The following is a 20,445-nucleotide window of genomic DNA, read 5'->3' as shown; positions in this document are numbered from 1 at the left end:
GTGTGTGAACAACCGCGAACGGCCGTAGCCCGGCGGGATCCCGCTACCGCCCGTCGGCCGTCACTTGCTGTAGTTCTTACCGAGGGCCCTGCCGGGGATCGGCTTGGCGATGAGGGCGACCGGGATGAAGAAGCAGATCTGGCTGATCACCAGGGTGAGCGTCCAGAGTGCCTTGTCGTCGTAGTGGGCGGACGCCCTGGCGTACAGCTCATCGGGGACGCGCTCTCCGAACGGGTTCGGGGTGAGCACGGCCTCCACGAGTTCCAGCGCTGACTGCTGTGTCAGTGGTTCGACGACGCAGCCGCGAAGAGTGTGAGGGGACGTCGGCACGGTGGCTGGCGTCGCCTTCGCGCGCTCAGATCAGGGCGCCAGGGTCGGCCGGCCATCTTTGACGCGTGATAGGCCGCACGGTTGCTGGCGTTGCCTTTCGCGCGCTCAGGTCCGAAGAGCCGGGGCCGGCCGGGCCATCGTTGACGCGTCCTACCGAGGCATGGCGCGCGAAGGGATCGCGGCTGACTCCGTACGTGTGACGTAGAGACTTTCATCTTTCCCGCCCGGTCGCGCATGACATGCTCCGTCATGAGCGAGAGGCGGTGAGCGATGTCCGATCCGATTGCCGGGCCGCTCAGCCGCCGGGTGTGGACGGGCGGCCACGGTCCGACAGCCGTTCGAGGCGTTGCTTGGCGGCCTGGGCGGAACCCAGGCCGAGGCCGAACGCGATGGCCTGCCAGGTCAGGCCGCGCTCGCGGGCCAACCGGAGCAGACCCGTCTCCATCGTGTCGACGTCGGCGCGGACGTGCGCGATGAGGGACAGGGCCGCGGTCAGGTCGGCCTCGTCGACCGGAGGCTCCCCGGACGCCAGCGGCGCCGACCCGCCGGCCAGGGCCGCGACGAGCCGCACCGCCTCGTGAGGTTCCAGCTCGGTCGGGTGCGCCTGGCGTTGCCGACGGCGGGGTGTGGACGCGTGCCGCTGCGAGATCCGGCTCAGCGCGGCGAACTCCCGCTCGGCTCTGGCTCGCTGGGCGTCGGGTGGTGAGAACGGATCGCCGGTGTCGAGGGTGTCGGACATGAGCCCAGCATGCCCGACCGAGTGAATCGTTGTCAACGAATCGTTTTGAACAAAGTGTTGAAACACGCTGCTGCGGGGGTACGAGCGTGACCGGGGAAGACAACCGCGATGTCATCGGCGAAATGGCGTCGCCGGTAGCCGAGCGCCGCCCTCCGGACGGGTTCAGCGAACTGGCCGCCAGAGTCGGCGACGTCACCATCAACTACGTGCGGGGCGGCGGCGGCCCACCGCTGGTGCTGCTGCACGGGTACCCGCAGACCTGGTACATGTGGCGGAAGGTCATGCCGGCGCTGTGCCGCCAGTACACCGTCGTGGCGCCGGACCTGCGCGGTGCCGGCGACAGTAGTGCGCCACCCGGCGGGTACGACAAGAAGACCCTCGCCGCCGACGTCCACGGACTTCTCGGCCAGCTCGGTCTCGACGACGAGGTCCGGATCGTCGGTCACGACATCGGCATGATGGTCGCCTACGCCTACGCCGCCGAGCATCCGGACAGCGTGCGGCGGCTCGTGCTGTGCGAGGCCCCGATCCCGGATCAGGGCCTCTACCAGCTTCCCGCGCTAACGCAGGGCGGGCCGGGGCTGTGGAACTTCGGACTGTTCACTGTGGACAACGGCCTGCCCGAGCGGATCGTCGCCGGCCGGGAACTGCTGTGGGTACGGCATTTCATCGACGCGCTGGCGATCCGGCGGGACGCCGTCGGTGAGGACGGCATGCAGGAGTACGCCCGGTGCCTGCTCGACGAGGCGCACCTGAGGGCGAGCTTCGGGTACTTCCGGACCCTGGCGCAGGACGTTGCCGACAACGCCGGGTACGCCCAGACGCCGCTACCGATGCCGGTGCTGGCGCTGGGTGCCGACGGCAGCCTCGGCCCGGCGGTCGGCACCCAGGTCAGCCACTACGGCACGGACGTCCGCCCGGGGGTGGTGGAGGACTGCGGGCACTGGTTGTTCGAGGAGCAGCCGGAGCGGATGACCCAGCAGGTGCTCGAGTTCCTGCGTTAATGCCGATTGCCGCGTCGCCAGTTCCCGCGTTACTACCAGTTCGTGCGTTAATACCATTTCCTGCGTTAGTGCCAGTTGCTGATCTGCACGTCGTGCGGCGCCGGCTCGCCCTTGCCGGTCTCGACCAGCCTCTTCAGGCTCATCAGGAAGGTCGCCCACTTGGTGCTGCAGTGGTACATGAACTCCACCGGCTCCCGCCAGCCCTCGTGACGGAACAGGACGATCGTGAAGTCGTCCTCCCGCTTGAGGTCGAAGCGGATCTGCGTCCCCAGCCACTCGTCCGGACCGTCGACGACCTCCCAGAGCACGCTGGTCGCGGGCGAGGTCTCCAGGACCTTGATGTCGAAGCCGCCGGGGATGAAGCGGAACTGGAGCACGCCACCGACGTCGGCGTCGCCGTCGGTGTCCTCCGTCCACCAGCCCGCCAGCCCGTCGGTCGTGGTCAGGGCCGCGTACACCTCGTCGGGGGACGACGTGACGCCGATCCTGTGCAGGATGTCCACCATCTCGGTACCTCTTTTCCGGTAAGCGCCCGGGTTTCGGGCAGGATTCATCGGCGTCGCCACGAGTGCGGCGACGCTCGTTCGTGCGGAGTTCAGCTGTCCCGGGCGCGCTCGTTCGTGCGGGGGTTCAGCTCTCCCGGGCGCGCTCGATCGCTTCGGCGATCTGCTTGATGCGGCGCAGCCGGGCATCCCAGCTGGCCCCGACCGACGACAGCTGCGCGACCGCGCGGGCGAGTTGGGCCTCGTCCACCTGGTAGCGACGTTCGCGTCCGGACGGCGTGGCGCGGACCAACCCGACCCGGTCGAGGACGCCGAGATGTTTGGCGACCGCCTGCCGGGTCACCGGCAACCGCTGACTCAACGTGGTCGCCGTCCCGCCGCCGCCGGCCAGCAGCAGGTCGAGCAGCTGTCGACGGATCGGATCTCCCACCGCCGACCAGAGCTCGTCGTCGACCGTGAGGCTCATGGCGTGGACACCAGCCGGGCGACGTATGCCACGAGGCGCGGGAGGAAGTGGTCCCAGCCGGTTTCGTGGTCGCGGTACATCTCTTCGAGCACGGCGCCCTCCCAACCCCTCTCCCGGTATCCCGACTCGGTGAAGCGCAGCAGCGTGCCCGAGCCCGACGGGACCAGGTCGAAGGTCACCAGGAGCGAGTTGGCCGGCGTCGCGGGCTGGCCCTCGTCGTGCACCCACCGGAAGGAGAACCGCCGGGGCGGGTCGGCCTCCATCACCGTGAGCGGTATGACCGCCGCATCGGGCGTCGACCTGTCGCCGAACGAGACGAGTCCGGTGGAGCCCGGCACCGACTCGAACTCGGCGTCGTCCGGCCACCACTGCCGCAGGTGCTCGGGCGTGCTGATGACCTCGTAGACCACCTCGGGCGTGGCGTCGACGTGGATCTCCCGCTCGATGCTTCCGTACTCCATGCCGCTCTTCATCCTCTCGCAACGTTTGGTTGCACACGACTGTAGGGCAGCGCCCCGGCACGCGCAACCATCGGTTGCTCGCTTCGGGATGTGGCCCGTCCGGCTGCCCCCGGAACCACCGCCGGACGCCGCCTCGGGCCACCGCCGGCCGCCCCCGGATCACCGCCGGCCGGCGGCAGCGGCGGGTACGTCAGACTGATCCCGTGCTGCCTGACCTGGACCGCGCGCCGGACACCGACCTGCCGGTGCGGTCGGTGCTGCCCGACGTTCTGGCCGCGCTGTCCGCGCCGGGCTCGGCGCTGCTGGTGGCGCCGCCCGGTTCGGGCAAGACCACGCTGGTACCGCTGGCGCTGGCCGACGCGATTCCCGGCCGGATCGTCGTGGCGCAGCCCCGCCGCATCGCGGCCCGGGCGGCGGCCCGGCGGATGGCGGCGCTCACCGGCACGGCACCGGGCGGCCCGGTCGGCTACACGGTGCGCGGCGAGCGCCGGGCCGGCCCGGCGACCCGGGTCGAGGTGGTCACCACCGGGGTCCTGCTGCGCCGGCTGCAACGCGATCCGGAACTGCCCGGTACCGGGGCGGTGCTGCTGGACGAGTGCCACGAACGGCACCTGGACACCGACCTGGCGCTGGCGTTCCTGGTGGAGGTGCGTGCCGCGCTGCGACCGGACCTGGCGCTGCTGGCCGCGTCCGCGACGGTGGACGCCGAGCGGATCGCGACCCGCCTCGGCAACGGCGTACCCGTGCCGGTGCTGAGCACGCCGCCGGCCGCGTACCCGGTCGAGTTGGTGTGGTCACCGCCCCCGGGGCCGGCCGGGCCGGTCACGGTACCCAGCGGGCGCCCGGGCGGTACCGCGACTCCGCGCGTCGATCCGCGGCTGCTGGACCACGTCGCGGCGACCGTCCGCCGGGCGGTCCGCGAGGCCACCGGCGACGTGCTCGTGTTCCTGCCCGGTGCCGGCGAGATCGCCGCGGTCGCCGGCCGGCTCGACGACCTGCGTACCGAGCTTGACGTGTTGACCCTGCACGGCCGGCAACCGGCCCGGGTGCAGGACGCGGCGCTGTCGCCCGGTGCCCGCCGCCGGGTCGTGCTGGCCACCTCCGTGGCGGAAAGCAGCCTGACCGTTCCCGGGGTACGGATCGTGGTGGACGCGGGCCTGTCCCGACAGCCGCGTACCGACCTGGCTCGTGGGCTGGGCACCCTGGTCACCGTCCGGGTGTCCCGGGCCGGGGCGGACCAGCGGGCCGGCCGGGCGGCACGGGAGGCTCCCGGCCGGGTGTACCGGTGCTGGTCGCCCGCGCAGCACGAACGGCTGGCCGGCCACGCCGCGCCGGAGGTGGCCGTGGCGGACCTGACCGGGTTCGCTCTGGAACTGGCCTGCTGGGGGCACCCGGACGGCACCGGCCTCGCGCTGCCCGACCCGCCACCGGCGGCGGCGATGCAGGTGGCCGGGTCGACGCTGCGGGCGCTGGGCGCGGTGGACGACCGTGGACAGGTCACCGCACGGGGACGGGCGATCGCTGCGGCCGGCACGCATCCGCGCCTGGCCCGCGCGCTGATCGACGGGGCGGCGCTGATCGGCCGCGACCGGGCCGCGGAAGTCGTCGCGCTGCTGGCGGACGACACTCTGGCCGGCGCCGGGGACGACCTGATGGCGGCGTGGCGCCGGCTGCGCGGCGGCGTCGACCGGGCGGCGTCGGCACGCTGGCGGGACGAAGTCCGGCGGCTCGCCGCCGCGGTGCCGGCGGGCGATCTGGCCCCGGGTGGTGCGGACCTGCCCGACGACCTCGCGGCCGGGCTGCTCGTCGGGCTGGCCTTCCCCGAGCGGCTGGCCCGGGTGCGCGCCCCGGGAACCGGCACCTACCTGATGGCCAGCGGCACCGCCGCGTCGCTCGCGCCCGGGTCGGCACTGGCCGGTACGCCATGGTTGGCGGTCGCCGTGGCGGACCGGGTACCGGGCAGCTCGGCGGCCACCATCCGGCTGGCCGTACCGGTCGACGAGGCGACCGCGCGGCAGGCCGCGGAGCCGTTGCTGGCCGGCTCCGACGAGGTCGGCTGGGTCGACGGCGACGTACGGGCCCGGCGGGTACGGACGCTGGGCGCCATCGTCCTGGCGGAGCAGCGGCTGAGCCGGCCCGATCGGGAACTGCTCACCGACGCCCTGCTCGACGGGCTGCGCCAGGAGGGCGTCGGCCTGCTGCGCTGGAGCCGGGACGCGGTCGCGCTGCGCGCGCGGCTCGCCTTCTGCCACCGCGCCTTCGGACAGCCGTGGCCGGACGTCGACGACCGGGCGCTGCTCGACCGGGCGCGGGACTGGCTCGGCCCGGACCTCGGGCAGGCCCGCCGCCGCGCCGACCTGGAACGGGTGGACGCCGGCCAGGCGTTGCGCCGGCTGCTGCCCTGGCCGCAGGCGGCCCGGCTGGACGAGCTGGCGCCCGAACGGCTCGCCGTACCGAGCGGGTCCCGCATCCGCGTCGACTACAGCGACCCGGCGGCGCCGGTGCTCGCGGTGCGGGTGCAGGAGGCGTTCGGCTGGCAGACCGCGCCGGTCATCGCCGACGGGCGGGTCACCGTGCTGCTGCACCTGCTCTCGCCGGCCGGCCGTCCGGTCGCGGTGACGAGCGACCTGCCGTCGTTCTGGCGTACCGGCTATCCCAGGGTGCGGGCCGACCTGCGCGGCCGGTACCCGCGCCACGCGTGGCCGGAGGACCCGGCCGCGGCGGTACCGACGCGGGGCACCGGCCGGCCCCGCCGGTAGCCGGTCGGGCGGATCGCGGGCCGGCGCCTGGCCAGGCGCTCAGCGTGGACTCAGTACCGCCTCATCGGACGCCGCCACCCCGTCGGTCATCAGCGTGCGCAGCATCGGCAGGTTCTTGCTGATCACGCTGGTGACGCCGAGCGAGCGCGCGTGTCGCAGCGCCGCTTCGGTGTCGACCGGCCACACCATCACCACGGACGTGGCGCGGCGCAACTCGGCGACGATGGCGGGGGTGAGCAACTGGCGCCGGATCGACACGCCGAACACCGGCCGGCGCCGCAGCCGCGCCCGCAGGCGGTTGAGCTGAACGGGATTGTTGACCGACAGCACGCGACGGATGTGCGGCAGGCCGTCGAACGCGTCGAGCATCTGCCACTGCTTGGTGCACACGGTCAGCGGGACGTCCGGAGCGACGTCCGCCAGCAGCGCGGCCACCCGGTGTGCCACGGTCAGTGCCGGGCCCTTGAGGTCGAGCATCAGCCGCGGATCGCCGTCGGCGGCTGCCAGTACGTCGGCCAGTTCGGGCAGTTCGAGGCTGCGCCGGCGGTTCAGCTCCCACCACTGCTCCCAGTACAGGTGCCGGCCGATCGCCTTGCGGTGGCGCACTTCGAGGGCGTCGCGGAACAGGTGGACGTCCGCTTCGACCAGATCGACGCCGGCCTGCAGGGCGGCACGCAGGCCGGCGATGGTGTTTCCGGCGCGGTGCGCCACGGTGAGCAGGGGCCGATCAGTCATGCGCCGCACGATATCTATCGATGGGGGCGCGATGCCGACGAAAACGCGGCGCGCGCGTGACGATCGGGCAACGCGGCACCCGCGCCCGGGCACGCCGCGACATGTCCGGCGATGCGGATGGTCATGCCCCGTCCGGGCCGGCCGGGCATGACCGACCGAGGATTCCGCCGGACGAAAAGGCGCGGTTACATCCGATGAATCATCGTGGTCACTCCATTGACACTTGATCAGTCCTCGTGCCAGGCTGCGATTAATCCGATGTCTAACGTTGTCGATGTGTGACTCGCGTGCCTGGGGAAGGTGTCGCCGTTGAGACTCCGACGAGGACTTGTCATGGTCGGTGCCGCCGTCGCGTGCCTGATGGCGTTCCCGGGGTTCGCGGCCGCCGGACCCCCACCGGGTCCCGGAGCCGAGCAGGTCTACGCGGCTCCGCACGGCGCCGGCCCGTCCTGTTCGCGCGGCCGGCCCTGTTCGCTCGCCGGGGCGCAGCAACGGGTCCGGGCGCTCGACCGGGACATGCGCCGGGACATCACCGTCACGCTCGCGCCCGGCACCTACCGGTTGGACCAACCGCTGCGGCTCGACACGAGAGACTCGGGGAGCAACGGGCACCGGGTCACCTGGCAGGGCTCCGGCTCGGTGGTATTCAGCGGCGGCCTGCGGGTGACCGGGTGGCAGCCGGTCGCCGGCCGTCCGGGACTGTGGTCCGCGCCGGCTCCGCGGGGATTGGACAACACCCGGCAGTTGTACGTCGACGGCACGCGCGAACAGCGCGCCCGGGGCACGGTGCCGGTCACGCTGACCGAGACCGCCACCGGCTACACGGCCTCCGCCGACACCCTGGCGCACTGGCGCAACCCCGGCGACCTGGAGTTCGTCTACACGGCCGGTGAGGCGCTGTGGAACATCGAGCGCGACGGTCTCGGCCAGTGGACTGAGCCGCGCTGCCCGATCGGATCGGTCAGCGGCACCACCATCACCATGGCGCAGCCGTGCTGGGACAACTCCACCAGGCGCGTGGAGTTCCCCGACATCCCCGGCCGCACCGTGAGCATGGTCGGACCCGGCAGTCTCACCAGCGACGGGCGCCCCAGCTACCTGGAGAACGCGTTCGAACTGCTCGACCAGCCCGGCGAGTGGTACCTGGACCGCTCCGCTGACCGGGTCTACTACCTGCCGCGGCACGGCGAGAACCTGCGTACCGCCGACGTCGAGGCACCGGCCCTGCAGACCCTGGTCGACGAGCACGGGACCGCGACCGCACCGGTCCACGACATCGCGATGCGGGGCATCCAGTTCTCGTACGCGACCTGGCTCGGCCCCTCATCCCCGGAGGGCTTCTCCGAGATCCAGGCCGGCTACACCATCACCGGCGCCAACGGGTACGCGGTCGAGGGGCTGTGCCAGTACGTTCCGGGTGGCACCTGCCCGTTCGGCGCGTGGACCAAGGAACCGGGCAACGTCAGCGTGTCCTACGGCCACGACGTGGCTTTCACCGATGACGTGTTCGCCCACCTCGGCGCGGCCGGGCTGGACCTGGGCGACGGCACGCAGGGCGCCACGGTCGAGGGCAGCGTCTTCACCGACACCTCGGGCAACGGGCTGGAAATCGGCGGTACCGACAAGGCGCAGACCACCGACGACGCCGACATCACCCGCGACGTCACGGTGGCCGACAACCACCTGTACGCGTTACCGCGCGAATTCCACGGCGGGGTCGCGATCCTCAACGGGTACTCGCAGCACGACCTCATCACGCACAACCAGATCGACGACGTCGGGTACAGCGCCATCTCGATGGGCTGGGGCGGCTGGCCGGACAAGATCGGCGACCCGCCGACACCGAACTTCTCGCACGACAACGTGGTCAGCGACAACCTCATCGTCGACTACATGCAATGGCTGGACGACGGCGGCGGCATCTACACCCAGGGCATCACCGGCACGTCGATGGCCGACGGCGAGAAGGTGACCGGCAACGTCATCCACGACCAACTGGGCCTGGGCAAGAACATCTACACCGACAACGGCGCCACGTACGAGACGGTCTCGGGCAATGTGCTCTACCACGCCGCGTACGCCAACGTCGGCACCCGGCACACCGACTACCGCGACGACCTGGGCAACAACGATCCGACGCTGGTGACCGGAAACTACTGGGAGACCGGCGATCCGGACTCGGACAACAAGGGCCTGGTGACCCAGGGCAACCACCTGCTGGCCGCGCCGTCGGCCGCGCCGTCCGCGATCGTGTCGGCCGCCGGTCTCGAACCGGCGTACCGGGGACTGCTGAACCGTCGTGTCGGCCCGGTGTCGGTGCCGGACACCCCGGCGCGGGTCGGTACCTTCGCCGCCGAGAAGTCCGTGTACGTGACGTGGAGCCCGTCGTACGCGAGCAACGGCGCACCGGTCTCCTCGTACACCGCGACGGTCACCGACGGCACCCACACCGCCAGTACCACGGTCAGCGCGGCCGACTTCCGGCGGCTGGGGTACGCGGTCGTCGGCGGCCTGACCGACGGCGCCGCGTACACCGCGACGGTCACCGCGCACAACGCCGCCGGCGACAGCGAGGCGTCGTTGCCCTCGCGCACCGCGGTCGTCCCGCACCCGCTGGCCGGCGGCACCGCCGGTGCGCCGACCGGCCTGAAGGCCCGGGCCGGCGACGGTGCCGTGGGTCTACAGTGGACTCCGCCGTCGTCGGCGGGGGAGACCCCGGTCATCGGCTACCGGGTCACCGTCTCCGACGGCATCCCCGCCGATCAGCGCGTCATCGACGAGACCGGACGCGACGCACTGGTCACCCAGCCGACCGCCAAGGCGATGATCCGGGTGGTCGACGGCCTGCAGCCGGGCCTGCGGTACACCTTCACGGTCGCCACGCTGACCGCGGACGGAGCCGGGGCGGCGGCGTCGGTGAGCGCGTCGGTCGACACCGCGTGCGACGGGGCGGCGGTGACCGTGTCGCCGGACGCGGCACTGGCCCAACCGGGCGACACCGTCCAGGTCACCACGACCCTGACCGACGGGTGCGACACGGCGATGAGCGCGGCGCAGCTGTTCCTGACCGCGCCGGCCGGCTACCAGGTGTCGCCGGCGTCCCCGGTGACCCTCGGCGACCTCGCTCCCGGCGAGGCGAAGTCGGCCAGCTGGACGGTGACGGTGCCCGCCGGCGCCGTCCCGTCCGCGCAGCTGGTGCACCGGGCCGTGTTCGGCACCCCCGCCGGACCCGAGGGCCTGTCGGCGACCTCGACCCTCGACGTGCCGGCCGGCTCCCTGGCCGCGCTGTTCGACAACGTCGGCGTCACCGACGACACAGCCACCTCGGCCGGCGACATCGACGGCGCCGGTTCCAGCCTGTCGGCGCAGGCGTTGGCGGCCCAGGGGGTGACCCCCGGCGCGACCGTCAGCCACGGCGGCGCGCAGTTCCTCTGGCCGGACGCCGCCGCCGGGCAGCCCGACAACGTGGTCGCCGGGGGACAGGCGGTACGCCTCGACGCCACCGGTGCCACCCTGGACTTCCTGGCCACCAGCACGTACGGCCCGGCCAGCGGTACGGGCGAGGTGCGGTACGCCGACGGGAGCACCCAGTCGTTCACGCTGTCGGTCCCGGACTGGTATGCCGCTCCACCGGCCGGCAGCGACCCGGCCGTCACCATGCCGTACCGCAACCGGTCCGGCAACACCCAGCAGGCGCACCAGATCGACGTGTTCCGGGTCGGCGTGCCCCTGCGGGCCGGCCAGGCCGTCTCGACGGTCGTGCTGCCCGACATCAGTCACGGCGTGGCCTCGGGCGCGCCGGCCGTGCACATCTTCGCCATGACTGTCCACTGACCCCCGGAGGACGCCACGATGCGACGCAAACTGACAGCGGGTCTGGGCGTGGCCGCGAGCCTCGTCCTGGCCGCGAGCCTCGTCCCGTCCGCGGCGATGGCCACGCCGGCCCACGCCGCGGCGGGCCGCCCCTGGATGGACCGGTCGGAGTCCCCGCAGCAGCGCGCCCAGCAACTGGTCGCGCAGATGACGCTGGACGAGAAGATCTCCCAGATGCACACCACCGGCACGGCGGCGGGCGGCATCGCCCGGCTGGTGCCCGGCATCCCGCGGCTGGGCGTGCCGGACTTCCGCATCACCAACGGACCCGCGGGCGTCGGCACCGGATCGGTGCCCACCCAACCGAACGCGACCGCCCTGCCCGCACCCGTCGCGCTGGCCGCCACGTTCGACACCGGCCTGGCCCGGCAGTACGGGACGGTCGAGGGGGTGGAGACCGCCGACGTCGGGCACAGCCTGATCGAGGCGCCGGACGTGAACATCGTGCGGGTACCGCAGAGCGGCCGTGCCTTCGAGAACTACGGCGAGGATCCGTACCTGGCCGGGCAGCTCGCCGCCGCCAACGTCCGCGGCATCCAGGACCAGGGAGTACTGGCCGAGGTCAAGCACTACGCGGCCAACGACCAGGAGACCAACCGGAAGACCATCGACGAGCAGGTCGACGACCGCACCCTGCACGAGATTCACCTGCCGGCGTTCGAGGCCGCCGTCAAGCAGGGCGACGTGGCCGCGGTGATGTGCGCGTACCCGTCGGTCAACGGCGATTTCATGTGCGAGAACCGGTACCTGCTCACCGACGTGCTGCGCGACCAGTGGGGATTCGACGGGTTCATCCAGTCCGACGCCGGGGCCACGCACACCGCGGTCGGTTCGGCGGACGCCGGCATGAGCCTGGAACTCGCCGACAACGGCCCGTACGACGACCAGCTGCGGCAGGCGGTGCTCGACGGGCAGGTGAGCGAGGCGCGGCTCGACCAGCTTCTGGTGTACCGGCTGGCCACCGAGATCCGGTTCGGTCTGCTGGACCGCGCCGCGACCACGACGCCGATCGACGCCGCGGCCGGTGGAGCGGCCGCCCGCACGATCAGCGAGCAGAGCACGGTACTGCTGAAGAACGCCGGCAACCAGTTGCCGCTGTCCGCCGGCGACCTGCACTCGATCGCCGTCATCGGGCAGTACGCCAACACCGCGTACCCGGGTGGCGGCGGCAGTTCACACGTCAACCCGCTGTACACGGTGAGCCCGGTCCAGGGCATCCGGCAGCGCGCCGGCTCGGCGGTCACGGTCACCACCGCCGACGGCAGCGACACCACCCAGGCGGCGGCGCAGGCCGCGGCCGCCGACGTCGCGGTGGTCATCGTCAGCGACGCGGAGAAGGAGGGCAGCGACCGGCCCAACCTGTCGCTGACCGGCAACCAGGACCAGCTCGTCAGCGCGGTCGCGGCGGCCAACCCGCACACGGTGGTCGTGGTGGACAGCGGGGCGCCGGTGCTGATGCCGTGGGTCGAGGCGGTGCCGGCCGTGGTGGAGGCGTGGTACCCGGGCGAGGAGGACGGCAACGCGCTGGCGGCGGTGCTGTTCGGGGACGTCAACCCGTCCGGGAAGCTGCCGGTCACCTTCCCCCGTACCGAGGCCGACCTGCCGGCGCACACCCCGCAGCAGTACCCCGGGGTCAACGGCACCGTGGCGTACTCCGAGGGGCTGCGGGTCGGGTACCGGTGGTTTGACGCGCAAAACATCGCGCCGCTGTTCCCGTTCGGGTACGGGCTGTCGTACACGTCGTTCCGGTACAGCCACCTGAAGGTGACCCCGGTCCTCGGCACCCACGGTTCGGTCACCGCGACCGTCGACGTGACCAACACCGGCACCCGCGCCGGTGCTGACGTCGCCCAGCTCTACCTGACCGACCCGGCCGCGGCCGGCGAGCCGCCGCTGCAGCTCAAGGGATTCCAGAAGGTGCAGCTGGCGCCCGGGCAGACCAGGCACCTGAGCTTCACCCTCGACCAGCGCGCGTTCTCCATCTGGAACAGCGCGGCCCAGGACTGGACCACGGTCGACGGCCGGTACACGGTCAGCGTCGGTGACTCCTCGTCGAACCTGCCGCTGCGGGCGCCGGTCATCGCCACCCGGACGGCCGGCGTGCGGTACCTGGCGGTGACCGGCCCGCAGGTCGTCGCGCCGGGCGGCACCGCGACGGTCACCACCACGTTCACCAACACCGGCGACTACCCGGCGAGCCAGGTGCGGCTCGCGCTGCGCGCGCCGGCCGGGTGGACCGTGCGGCCGGAGGGTCCGGTGTCGCTGCCGGTCGTCGGGCCGCGTTCGTCGAAGGGGACGGCGTGGCGGGTCACCGCGCCGGCCGGTGCCGCCCCGGGAACGGTCGCGTTGTCGGCCAGTGCCACGTACCACGGGGTCGACGGCGACGCGACGGCCACCGGCGCGGCGAGCCTGACCGTACCGTCGCCGTCGCTTGCCGCCGCGTTCGACAACGTCGGTGTCACCGACGACACCGCCACGGACGCCGGGAACATCGACGGGACCGGGTCGAGCCTGTCCGCCCAGGCGCTCGCGGCCGCCGGTGTCACCCCGGGGGCGACGATCGAGCACGGCGGCGTGAGCTTCACCTGGCCCGCGGCCGCCCCGGGGCAGCCGGACAACGTGGTGGCCGGCGGTCAGGTGATCTCGGCGTCGGGTACCGGGGACACGCTGGGGTTCCTGCTGGCCGCCACGTACGGGCCGGCCACCGGTACCGGTCGGGTCAGCTACGCCGACGGCAGCACCCAGTCGTTCACGCTGAGCGCACCGGACTGGTACTCCGCCACGTCCACCGGCAACGACGTCGCGGTGACGATGCCGTACCGCAACAAGGGCGGCAACGTGCAGCAGACGCACGTGGTCAACGTGTACTACGCCGGGGTGCCGTTGCAGCCCGGCAAGGCGGTGACCGGCGTCGCGCTGCCGGACGTGAGCGACACGGCGTCGTCCGGCAGCCCGGCGATGCACATCTTCGCGATGACGATCGGCTGAGCCGGCCGGGCCGATCGATGGGCTGAGCCGGCCGGGCCGATCGATTCGGCTGCGCCGGGCCGGCCGACGGGCTGCGCCGGGCCGGGTGAGGCGCTGCGCCGGGCCCGGCGGTCGGCCGGTCGCCCGGAGGTGACCGGGACGGCCGCGGCGGTAGAGTGCGGGCCGTGCGCGCGGTCGATGAGACGGAGCTGGTGGACGCGCTTGCCGCCGGCGAGGTCTTCGACTGCGCGCAGGACGGCTCGCGCCGCCCGGTGCCCGCCAGCCTGGTGCGCCAGATCTGCCGCTCGGGTGGTGCCGGCATCGACCCGCACGGGTTCAGGTTGCGTAACGCCGCCATCGTGGGCGACCTCGACCTGGCCGGCATCGAGCTGGCGGTTCCCCTGCGGTTCGAGGCGTGCGCGTTCGACTCCCCGCTGATCTGCGAGGGTGCGTCCCTGCACGCCCTGGCGGTCACCGACTGCCCGGCGGTACCCGGCTTGCTGGGCAACGGTTTGCGGGTACGGCGTGACCTGGATCTGTCTGGCTCGGTGGTCACCGGAGCGCACCGCACCGTGGCGAGTACCAGCCGGCGGTCGGCCGTGTGGCTGTGCGAGGCCGACATCGGTGGCCGGCTGCTCTGCCTGGACACCCGGATCACCGCCGACGGTGAGCGGGCGGTGCAGGCTGACCGGTTGCACGTCGGCGGGAACGTGCGGCTGCTGCACGCGTTCACCGCCGTCGGCGAGGTCCGGCTCATCGGCGTGACGATCGACGGCTCGCTCGACCTGACCGGCGCACGCATCCTGAACCCGGACGGCCTCGCCCTCGACCTGGCGGACGCGACCATCGGGGGCAGCTTCTTCCTCATCGACGACGCCGACGGGCCACCCACGATCCAGGGCCGGATCGACCTGAACAGCGCAAGGGTCGCCGGCCAGTTGCTGATCCGCGACGCGGTCCTGCGGGAGCCACCCGGCGCTCCGGTCGGCGGCCCGTACGCGAAGCAGCGCAGCGACGGCACGGCGGTCAGCGCGCCGAGGCTGACCGTCGGCGCCGATGTCAGCGTGGAGGGCGCCTGCGACATCGAGGGCGGCATCGACCTGTCGATGAGCCAGATGAGCAGCCTGTCCGTCACCGGTACGGCACGCCTGAACGCCCCGCGCCGGACCGCGCTGAATCTCACCAACGCCCAGGTCGACTCCACGCTGCGGATCGGCGACGGCGTCCAGGTGCTGGGAACGGTCGACCTCACCGCCACCCGGATCCGGGGCGACCTGACGCTGCGGGGAGCGGTACTGTCCGGCGCCGACGGAGGCCGGCCGCTGCTGGCCGCCAACGGCGCGAAGGTCGAGGGATCCGTGCAGCTGCGCGGCTTGCGCGCCACCGGCGGCTCGGTGAACTTCTTCGGTGCCGACATCGGCAGCTTCGTCGAAGCCGCCGGCGCCGAACTCACCAATCCCGGCAACCTGACCCTCAGCCTGCACCAGGCGTCGGTGCGCGGCTCCGTGCGACTCATCGACGGTTTCCGCTCGACCGGACACGTCAACCTCACCCGGGCGATCGTCGACGGCCGGCTCGACTGCCGGGACGGAGAGTTCATCGAGTCTTCCGGCAGTTCCTACGACAGATTCGGCCACGCCATCTCGGCCAGCTCCGCGGCGTTCCGCGGCGGCATGTACCTCGCCTGGCGCGCCGTCGACGGCAGCGTCGACTTCACTAGCACCAGTACCACCGTGCTTGCCGACGACCCCCGGACCTGGCCCGGCCGGTACTCGATCGCCGGCCTGAGCTACGACCGGTTCGGCGCGGCCGGCGGCGAGCCGGGCGCGGACGCCTGGGACAGCGGGCTGCGCCGGGCCTGGCTGCGCGGCCAGGCCGACTACGACGCCGGCCCCTACGAGCAGGCCGCCCGCGTGTTCCGCCAGCACGGGTACGCCCGCCAGGCCGAGCAGATCCTCATCGACCAGCGCGCCGACGCCAGGCGTTCGGGCCCGGACCGGTCGGTGCGGCGCACCCTCGTCGACGCGGTGTACGGATTCACCGTCGGCTACGGCTTCCGGCCCGGACGGGTGCTCTGGGCGTTGGTCGCGCTGCTGGTCGCGGTCGTCGTCTCGCTGCAACTGGGTCCGTTGGCAACCAGCCTGCGGGCGACCGACGCGCGCGGGAACGTGTACGCCGTCGACGGCCGCCTCGTCACCGTGGACGCCGTCTCGCCGTCGGCGCCCGGACAGGCGCCCGGTGCCGGTGGCAGCACAGCCGGTGGCAGCACAGCCGACGGCGCCGCGGTCGCCTCGACGCAGCGGCCGGCCCCGGACGGCTGCGGCGCGGGCCAGGTGCGGTGCTTCAACCCGTACTTCTACGCCCTGGACACGGTCATCCCGCTCATCTCCCTGGACCAGCGCTCGACCTGGTACCCGGACCCGCACGCCCCGTCCGGCCGGACCGCCGAATGGTGGCTGGACCTCGCGACGCTCGCCGGCTGGCTGCTCTCGTCCGTCGTGGTGCTGTCCTTCGCCCGCCTCGCCCGCACCCTGTGACCTGATCAGCCCTGGCACGGGCCGCGCGGCTCCTCGGCGAGGAGCGTGGCGGCTACCGGAAGTACAGGTACGGGAACGGGGCCGCCGCGACCAGGCCGCAGATCAGCGCGGCGATGCGTACCGCCGTCGGCACCCGTGGACTCCAGGCCACCGCCAGCGCGACCAGGGAACCGCCCACGGCCAGCAGGCCCGCGTCGAACGCGGCGGTCTTCTCGGCCGTGAGCTGATCCATGCACGCCCGGTCGCAGGGCGTCACCGGATCGCCCGCCACGGCCAGAAAGAGGGACAGCGGGCTGGTCAGGCAGCAAAACATCAGGGGCAGCGACAGGATCAGGACCGGGCCCAGGACCGAGTCGCGGGACCATGGCCACCGGCGCGATTCGGGCAGCAGCGCCGCGGCCGACACGGGCGGTGCGGCCGGCAGCGGCAGGTTTTCGGGCTCCGGCTCTGGCGGCAGCGCCACGGCCGGCAGCCGCGGGTTCTCGGGCTCCGGCTCGCCGGATGCTCCCATGACGCGACGGTAATGCCGCCCGGAGGGCGGGGCCAGCCGCCGAACGGCCGCCGTCGATGGGCCGGAAGGCGCCGGCTGGCCTGCCGCACCCGCAGGCGTGCCAGCAGTTGCGAAGTTGATCGATCCGTAGCAGGTTGGGTGGTTAGTCAGCGACGACTCATCCCCGGAGGCGTGCGATGCCCGCCAAGCGTGCTCAGTCAATCTGGCATGCCCTGTCATGGACCAACACCTGGACAACGAGACGTGGCCGAACCCGCAGGCGCGTCCTGACCTCAGCACCGGTGCTCGTCACCGCCGCCGCGGCGCTGGTCGCCGCCGGTCTCACGGTGACACCGGCACCGGCCACCGCCGCGCACGGCAGCGGCGCGCACAACAGCGGCGACGAACTCACCGTCAGCGACCGTCTCGCCGACCGGCGCACGGTCACCATCGGCGACCGGTTCTACGAGGTCGGCGCGGCGGACGGCAGCTATCCGGCGACCGGCTGGCACGTCCGCGGCGAGATGGGCGGGTTCTGGAGCCAGCCCATCAAGCTGCTCGACGGGCTGTGGTTCGCCGTCGACGGCACCTGGCTGAAGGCGAAGAGCTTCACCAGCGGGTACGGGTACACGCGGATGGACCTCGGCGGCGGTGTGCAGCGCACCGACGTGGTACCCGACGGCAACCGGGCCGGCCTGGTCGGACTGCACTTCGACGGCGGGGCCCGGCAGGTACGGCTGACCGTCGACGCGCACTCGGAGCTGCTCAAGGCGTACCCGTGGAGCGGGACCACGCCCAGCCAGGACACGGTGAACCTGCCCGACACGGGTAGCTTCGACGGGCGCGACCTCGTCTTTCAGGAGCAGCCCAACCACTACGCGGCACTGGTCGGCGCGCAGCTGACCCCGGACGGCCACCAGCTCGGCCCGGACTTCCGCGGCCCGCAGGATCCGGCGGTGATCTGCCCGAACACCGATCCGGCGCCGGCGCGCTGCGACGACGGCCCGGCCGGCAAGGGCACCGGCGGTCAACTGACCTACACGCTGGACGTCCCGAAGGGCGGCCGGACGGTGTGGTTCGCGGTCGCCGGTTCCGACCAGGGCAAGCAGCCGGCCCAGGCGGCGCTGGCCGCGGCGCTGCGCGACCCGTCCGGTCAGTTCGCGCGCAAGCAGGCACAGCGGCGCGAGGTGTCCGACCGCACGCACGTCGACCTGCCCGGCGACCCGTTGCTCGCGCAGAGCGTCGAGTGGTCCAAGCAGAACCTCGCCGACACCGTCCAGGAGTCGCGCGACCTCCACCTGTTCGCGAGCGACCAGGGCACCCAGTCGCCGCCGCTGGCCGGCACCCTCGCCCAGGCGCGCTGGATCGGCGCCGGCTGGCCCGACTACCCGTGGATCTTCGGCACCGATGGCGAGTACACCGCGTTCGCCGCGGTCGCCGCCGGCGACTTCGAGGCCATCGAGGATCACCTGCGCACCCTGCGCGACGTCAGCGACATCGTGAACGCCAAGTCCGGCAAGGTGGTGCACGAGGTCACCCCGGACGGCCAGGTGTACTACGGCACCAACGACGACCCCGGCAACACCGACGAGACGGTGAAGTTCCCGAGCGCGGTCGCGCTGGTCTGGCGGTGGACCGGGGACGACTCGTTCCGCGACTCGATGTACGACTTCAGCGTGCGCGCGATGAAGTACGCGGTCGGGCTCGACGCCGACGGCGACGGCTGGCCCGAGGGCTCCGGCAATGTGGAACGGGCCGGCATGGGCGCCGAGAAGCTCGACGTCGCGGTCTACACCATCCGCGGGCTCGCCGACGTCGCCCAGCTGGCGGCGAGCAAGGGCGACACCGCGACCGCCGACTGGGCGAACGCTCAGGCCGCCAGCCGGGAGAAGAAGTTCGAGGACACCTTCTGGTACGGCGGCGACGCGCACGGCTACGCCGACTCGCTGTCCGACCCCGGCAACGTCAAGCTGTACCAGCGGTACTGGATCGGCTTGACCCCGATGGAAGCCGACCTGCCCGGCGGCCCGCTGGCCTCGGTGGCGCACGCCGACGACACCCTGGCCCAGCACGAACGCGCCTGCTACAACGGCGACTTCGGGCTGTTCCACACCGGGACCGGGCCGACCAGCGACGCCAAGGGCAACCCCGGCCCGTCCTGCGACTCCGTGGTCTCGTCCGCGCCGTCGGATCGCGAGACGTTCTCGCTGGGCTCCGCGGTCGCGGCCGTCGCCGAGGGCAACTACGGCCGGCTGGCCCAGCAGCACGCCTACACCACCGACAACGCGCGCATCCAGCTCGACCCGGACGTGTGGGAGCTGCCCGGCGCGATGCCGGAGATCGCACCGTCGCCGGACTTCGGGTCGAACCTGTCGCACGACTTCCTCAGCCGCTCCAGCGTGCTCCAGGCGTGGGGCACCTACGGCGTGCTGTGGCCGGTCGTCGCGCAGCAGCTCGGCGTCGCGCCGGACCTGGGCCGGGGGCAGCTGGCCGTCGTACCGCAGATCCCGCCGGGGCAGCAGCGGGTCGCCGGCTCCGGCATCCGGCTCGGCGGCGGCGACATCGACGTGACCGCGACGCGCTCGGGTGCCACGCTGACCACGCAGGTGCGCCGGACCGGGGTGCGCGGGACGCTGACCCTCGGCGCCGTACTGCCGGCCGGGGCCTCGGTGCGGTCGGTGTCGCTGGACGGGCACCAGATCGCGTACCAGCGGGTCACCACCACCCGGGGCACCGAGGTCCGGGTACCCGCCGGCACCGGCGGAGGCCAGCACACCCTGACCGTGCGGCTAGGCTGACAACCGACTGATCTGGGTCGTGGCGCGGCGCCAGACGCGCCGAGCCAGACTGGTCGAAACTCCGCGAACGGCGGGTGGCGGTCTCCTCAGGGAGGCCGCCACCCGCCGTCTGCGGAACGGATTCGCGTGCTCACTCTCCGCGATCGGGCGCGTGACCTTCATCTCCCATGCAACCTCCGGTGCGCCCGGCTGCCTCATGGGGGTGGCTGATGACGGATGGAGAGCCCGTGGCGCGCTCGCAGCAGAACGACGACGACTACGTCGAGTACGTGACCGCTCGCCGGATGGCACTGCACCGCATGGCCTTCGCCCTGTGCGGCGACGGTCATCGGGCCGACGACCTCGTCCAGCAGACGATGACCACGCTGTACCTGAAGTGGCACAAGCTACGCGACGTGACCCATCTCGACCGGTACGTGCACAGCATGCTCCTGCGCAACTACCTGCACGAGAGGCGGACCGGCTGGCTGTCCCGGGTCTGGCTGGTCGGCAATCCGCCCGAGCGCGAGGCGGCCGGCGGCGACGACGTGGAACTGCGCGACGAGTTGCGCATCGCGCTGTCCCGGGTACCCCCGCGCCAGCGCGCCGTGCTGGTCCTGCGGTTCACCTGCGACCTGCCGGTCGCCGAGGTGGCCGAGATCCTGAACATCTCCGAGGGCACGGTCAAGAGCCAGACCGCGCACGGGTTGGCCGCACTCCGCCGCCTTCTCGGGGCGCCGCCCGCGTTGTCCGCGGCGCGCCCCGGCGCTTCGGTGCACGGCGCGACGAGACGAGGGAACTGAG

The 20,445-nt window shown here is 72.6% G+C and carries 14 protein-coding genes; 7 read left to right on the top strand and 7 right to left on the bottom strand.

The features are described 5' to 3' along the window. Nucleotides 1-60: 60 nt before the first annotated feature. Nucleotides 61-330: a carboxymuconolactone decarboxylase family protein gene (locus Raf01_RS17895; protein WP_203919049.1), complete on the bottom strand. Its 270-nt coding sequence runs from the start codon at nucleotides 328-330 to the stop codon at nucleotides 61-63. Nucleotides 331-625: 295 nt separating this feature from the next. Further along, complete coding sequence (locus Raf01_RS17890; protein ID WP_203919048.1) at nucleotides 626-1,069, bottom strand: DNA-binding protein; 444 nt, start codon at nucleotides 1,067-1,069, stop codon at nucleotides 626-628. A gap of 86 nt (nucleotides 1,070-1,155) precedes the next feature. On the opposite strand from Raf01_RS17890, the gene Raf01_RS17885 reads away from it, so the two are divergent. Continuing rightward, complete coding sequence (locus tag Raf01_RS17885; RefSeq protein ID WP_239133697.1) at nucleotides 1,156-2,073, top strand: alpha/beta fold hydrolase; 918 nt, start codon at nucleotides 1,156-1,158, stop codon at nucleotides 2,071-2,073. A gap of 65 nt (nucleotides 2,074-2,138) precedes the next feature. Here Raf01_RS17885 and Raf01_RS17880 read toward each other — a convergent pair whose 3' ends face one another. The 3 genes from Raf01_RS17880 to Raf01_RS17870 all read right to left on the bottom strand — a co-directional run bounded on the left by Raf01_RS17880 (nucleotide 2,139) and on the right by Raf01_RS17870 (nucleotide 3,503). After that, nucleotides 2,139-2,579: an SRPBCC family protein gene (locus Raf01_RS17880; protein WP_203919047.1), complete on the bottom strand. Its 441-nt coding sequence runs from the start codon at nucleotides 2,577-2,579 to the stop codon at nucleotides 2,139-2,141. Between the two features lie 124 nt (nucleotides 2,580-2,703). Continuing rightward, complete coding sequence (locus tag Raf01_RS17875; RefSeq protein WP_203919046.1) at nucleotides 2,704-3,042, bottom strand: helix-turn-helix domain-containing protein; 339 nt, start codon at nucleotides 3,040-3,042, stop codon at nucleotides 2,704-2,706. Continuing rightward, entirely contained in the window at nucleotides 3,039-3,503 is a 465-nt protein-coding gene (locus tag Raf01_RS17870) for an SRPBCC family protein (RefSeq protein ID WP_203919045.1), read from the bottom strand. The genes Raf01_RS17875 and Raf01_RS17870 overlap by 4 nt, the downstream gene beginning before the upstream one ends. Before the next feature lie 203 nt (nucleotides 3,504-3,706). Between Raf01_RS17870 and hrpB the strand changes: the two genes are divergently transcribed. Next, nucleotides 3,707-6,262 carry an ATP-dependent helicase HrpB gene (gene hrpB / locus Raf01_RS17865; protein ID WP_203919044.1) on the top strand — a complete coding sequence of 852 codons (2,556 nt, stop codon included), beginning with the start codon at nucleotides 3,707-3,709 and terminating at the stop codon, nucleotides 6,260-6,262. Nucleotides 6,263-6,301: 39 nt separating this feature from the next. Here hrpB and Raf01_RS17860 read toward each other — a convergent pair whose 3' ends face one another. After that, nucleotides 6,302-6,997: a glycerophosphodiester phosphodiesterase gene (locus Raf01_RS17860; RefSeq protein ID WP_239133696.1), complete on the bottom strand. Its 696-nt coding sequence runs from the start codon at nucleotides 6,995-6,997 to the stop codon at nucleotides 6,302-6,304. Nucleotides 6,998-7,306: 309 nt separating this feature from the next. On the opposite strand from Raf01_RS17860, the gene Raf01_RS17855 reads away from it, so the two are divergent. From Raf01_RS17855 to Raf01_RS17845, 3 genes are all read left to right on the top strand, one after another. Next, nucleotides 7,307-10,831, top strand: coding sequence for a fibronectin type III domain-containing protein (locus Raf01_RS17855; protein ID WP_203919043.1), 3,525 nt, complete (start codon nucleotides 7,307-7,309; stop codon nucleotides 10,829-10,831). Nucleotides 10,832-10,849: 18 nt separating this feature from the next. Next, nucleotides 10,850-13,858 carry a glycoside hydrolase family 3 C-terminal domain-containing protein gene (locus Raf01_RS17850; RefSeq protein WP_203919042.1) on the top strand — a complete coding sequence of 1,003 codons (3,009 nt, stop codon included), beginning with the start codon at nucleotides 10,850-10,852 and terminating at the stop codon, nucleotides 13,856-13,858. Nucleotides 13,859-14,022: 164 nt separating this feature from the next. Then, nucleotides 14,023-16,374 carry a hypothetical protein gene (locus Raf01_RS17845; protein WP_203919041.1) on the top strand — a complete coding sequence of 784 codons (2,352 nt, stop codon included), beginning with the start codon at nucleotides 14,023-14,025 and terminating at the stop codon, nucleotides 16,372-16,374. A gap of 52 nt (nucleotides 16,375-16,426) precedes the next feature. Here Raf01_RS17845 and Raf01_RS17840 read toward each other — a convergent pair whose 3' ends face one another. After that, nucleotides 16,427-16,885 (bottom strand): hypothetical protein, encoded by a 459-nt coding sequence (locus Raf01_RS17840; protein ID WP_203919040.1) that lies wholly within the window; start codon nucleotides 16,883-16,885, stop codon nucleotides 16,427-16,429. A 281-nt stretch (nucleotides 16,886-17,166) separates the two neighbouring features. Here Raf01_RS17840 and Raf01_RS17835 point away from each other — a divergent pair, with 281 nt between their 5' ends. Then, a complete protein-coding gene (locus Raf01_RS17835) occupies nucleotides 17,167-19,662 on the top strand; it encodes a glucosidase family protein (RefSeq protein WP_203919039.1) in 2,496 nt (831 codons plus the stop codon). A 227-nt stretch (nucleotides 19,663-19,889) separates the two neighbouring features. After that, nucleotides 19,890-20,444: a SigE family RNA polymerase sigma factor gene (locus Raf01_RS17830; protein ID WP_239133695.1), complete on the top strand. Its 555-nt coding sequence runs from the start codon at nucleotides 19,890-19,892 to the stop codon at nucleotides 20,442-20,444. Nucleotide 20,445 lies beyond the last annotated feature (1 nt).

The sequence above is a fragment of the Rugosimonospora africana genome (genome assembly GCF_016862975.1).
Classification (GTDB): domain Bacteria; phylum Actinomycetota; class Actinomycetes; order Mycobacteriales; family Micromonosporaceae; genus Rugosimonospora; species Rugosimonospora africana.
The sequence above is the reverse complement of the archived record's forward strand: the minus strand, read 5'-3'. Positions and strand labels throughout refer to the sequence as shown.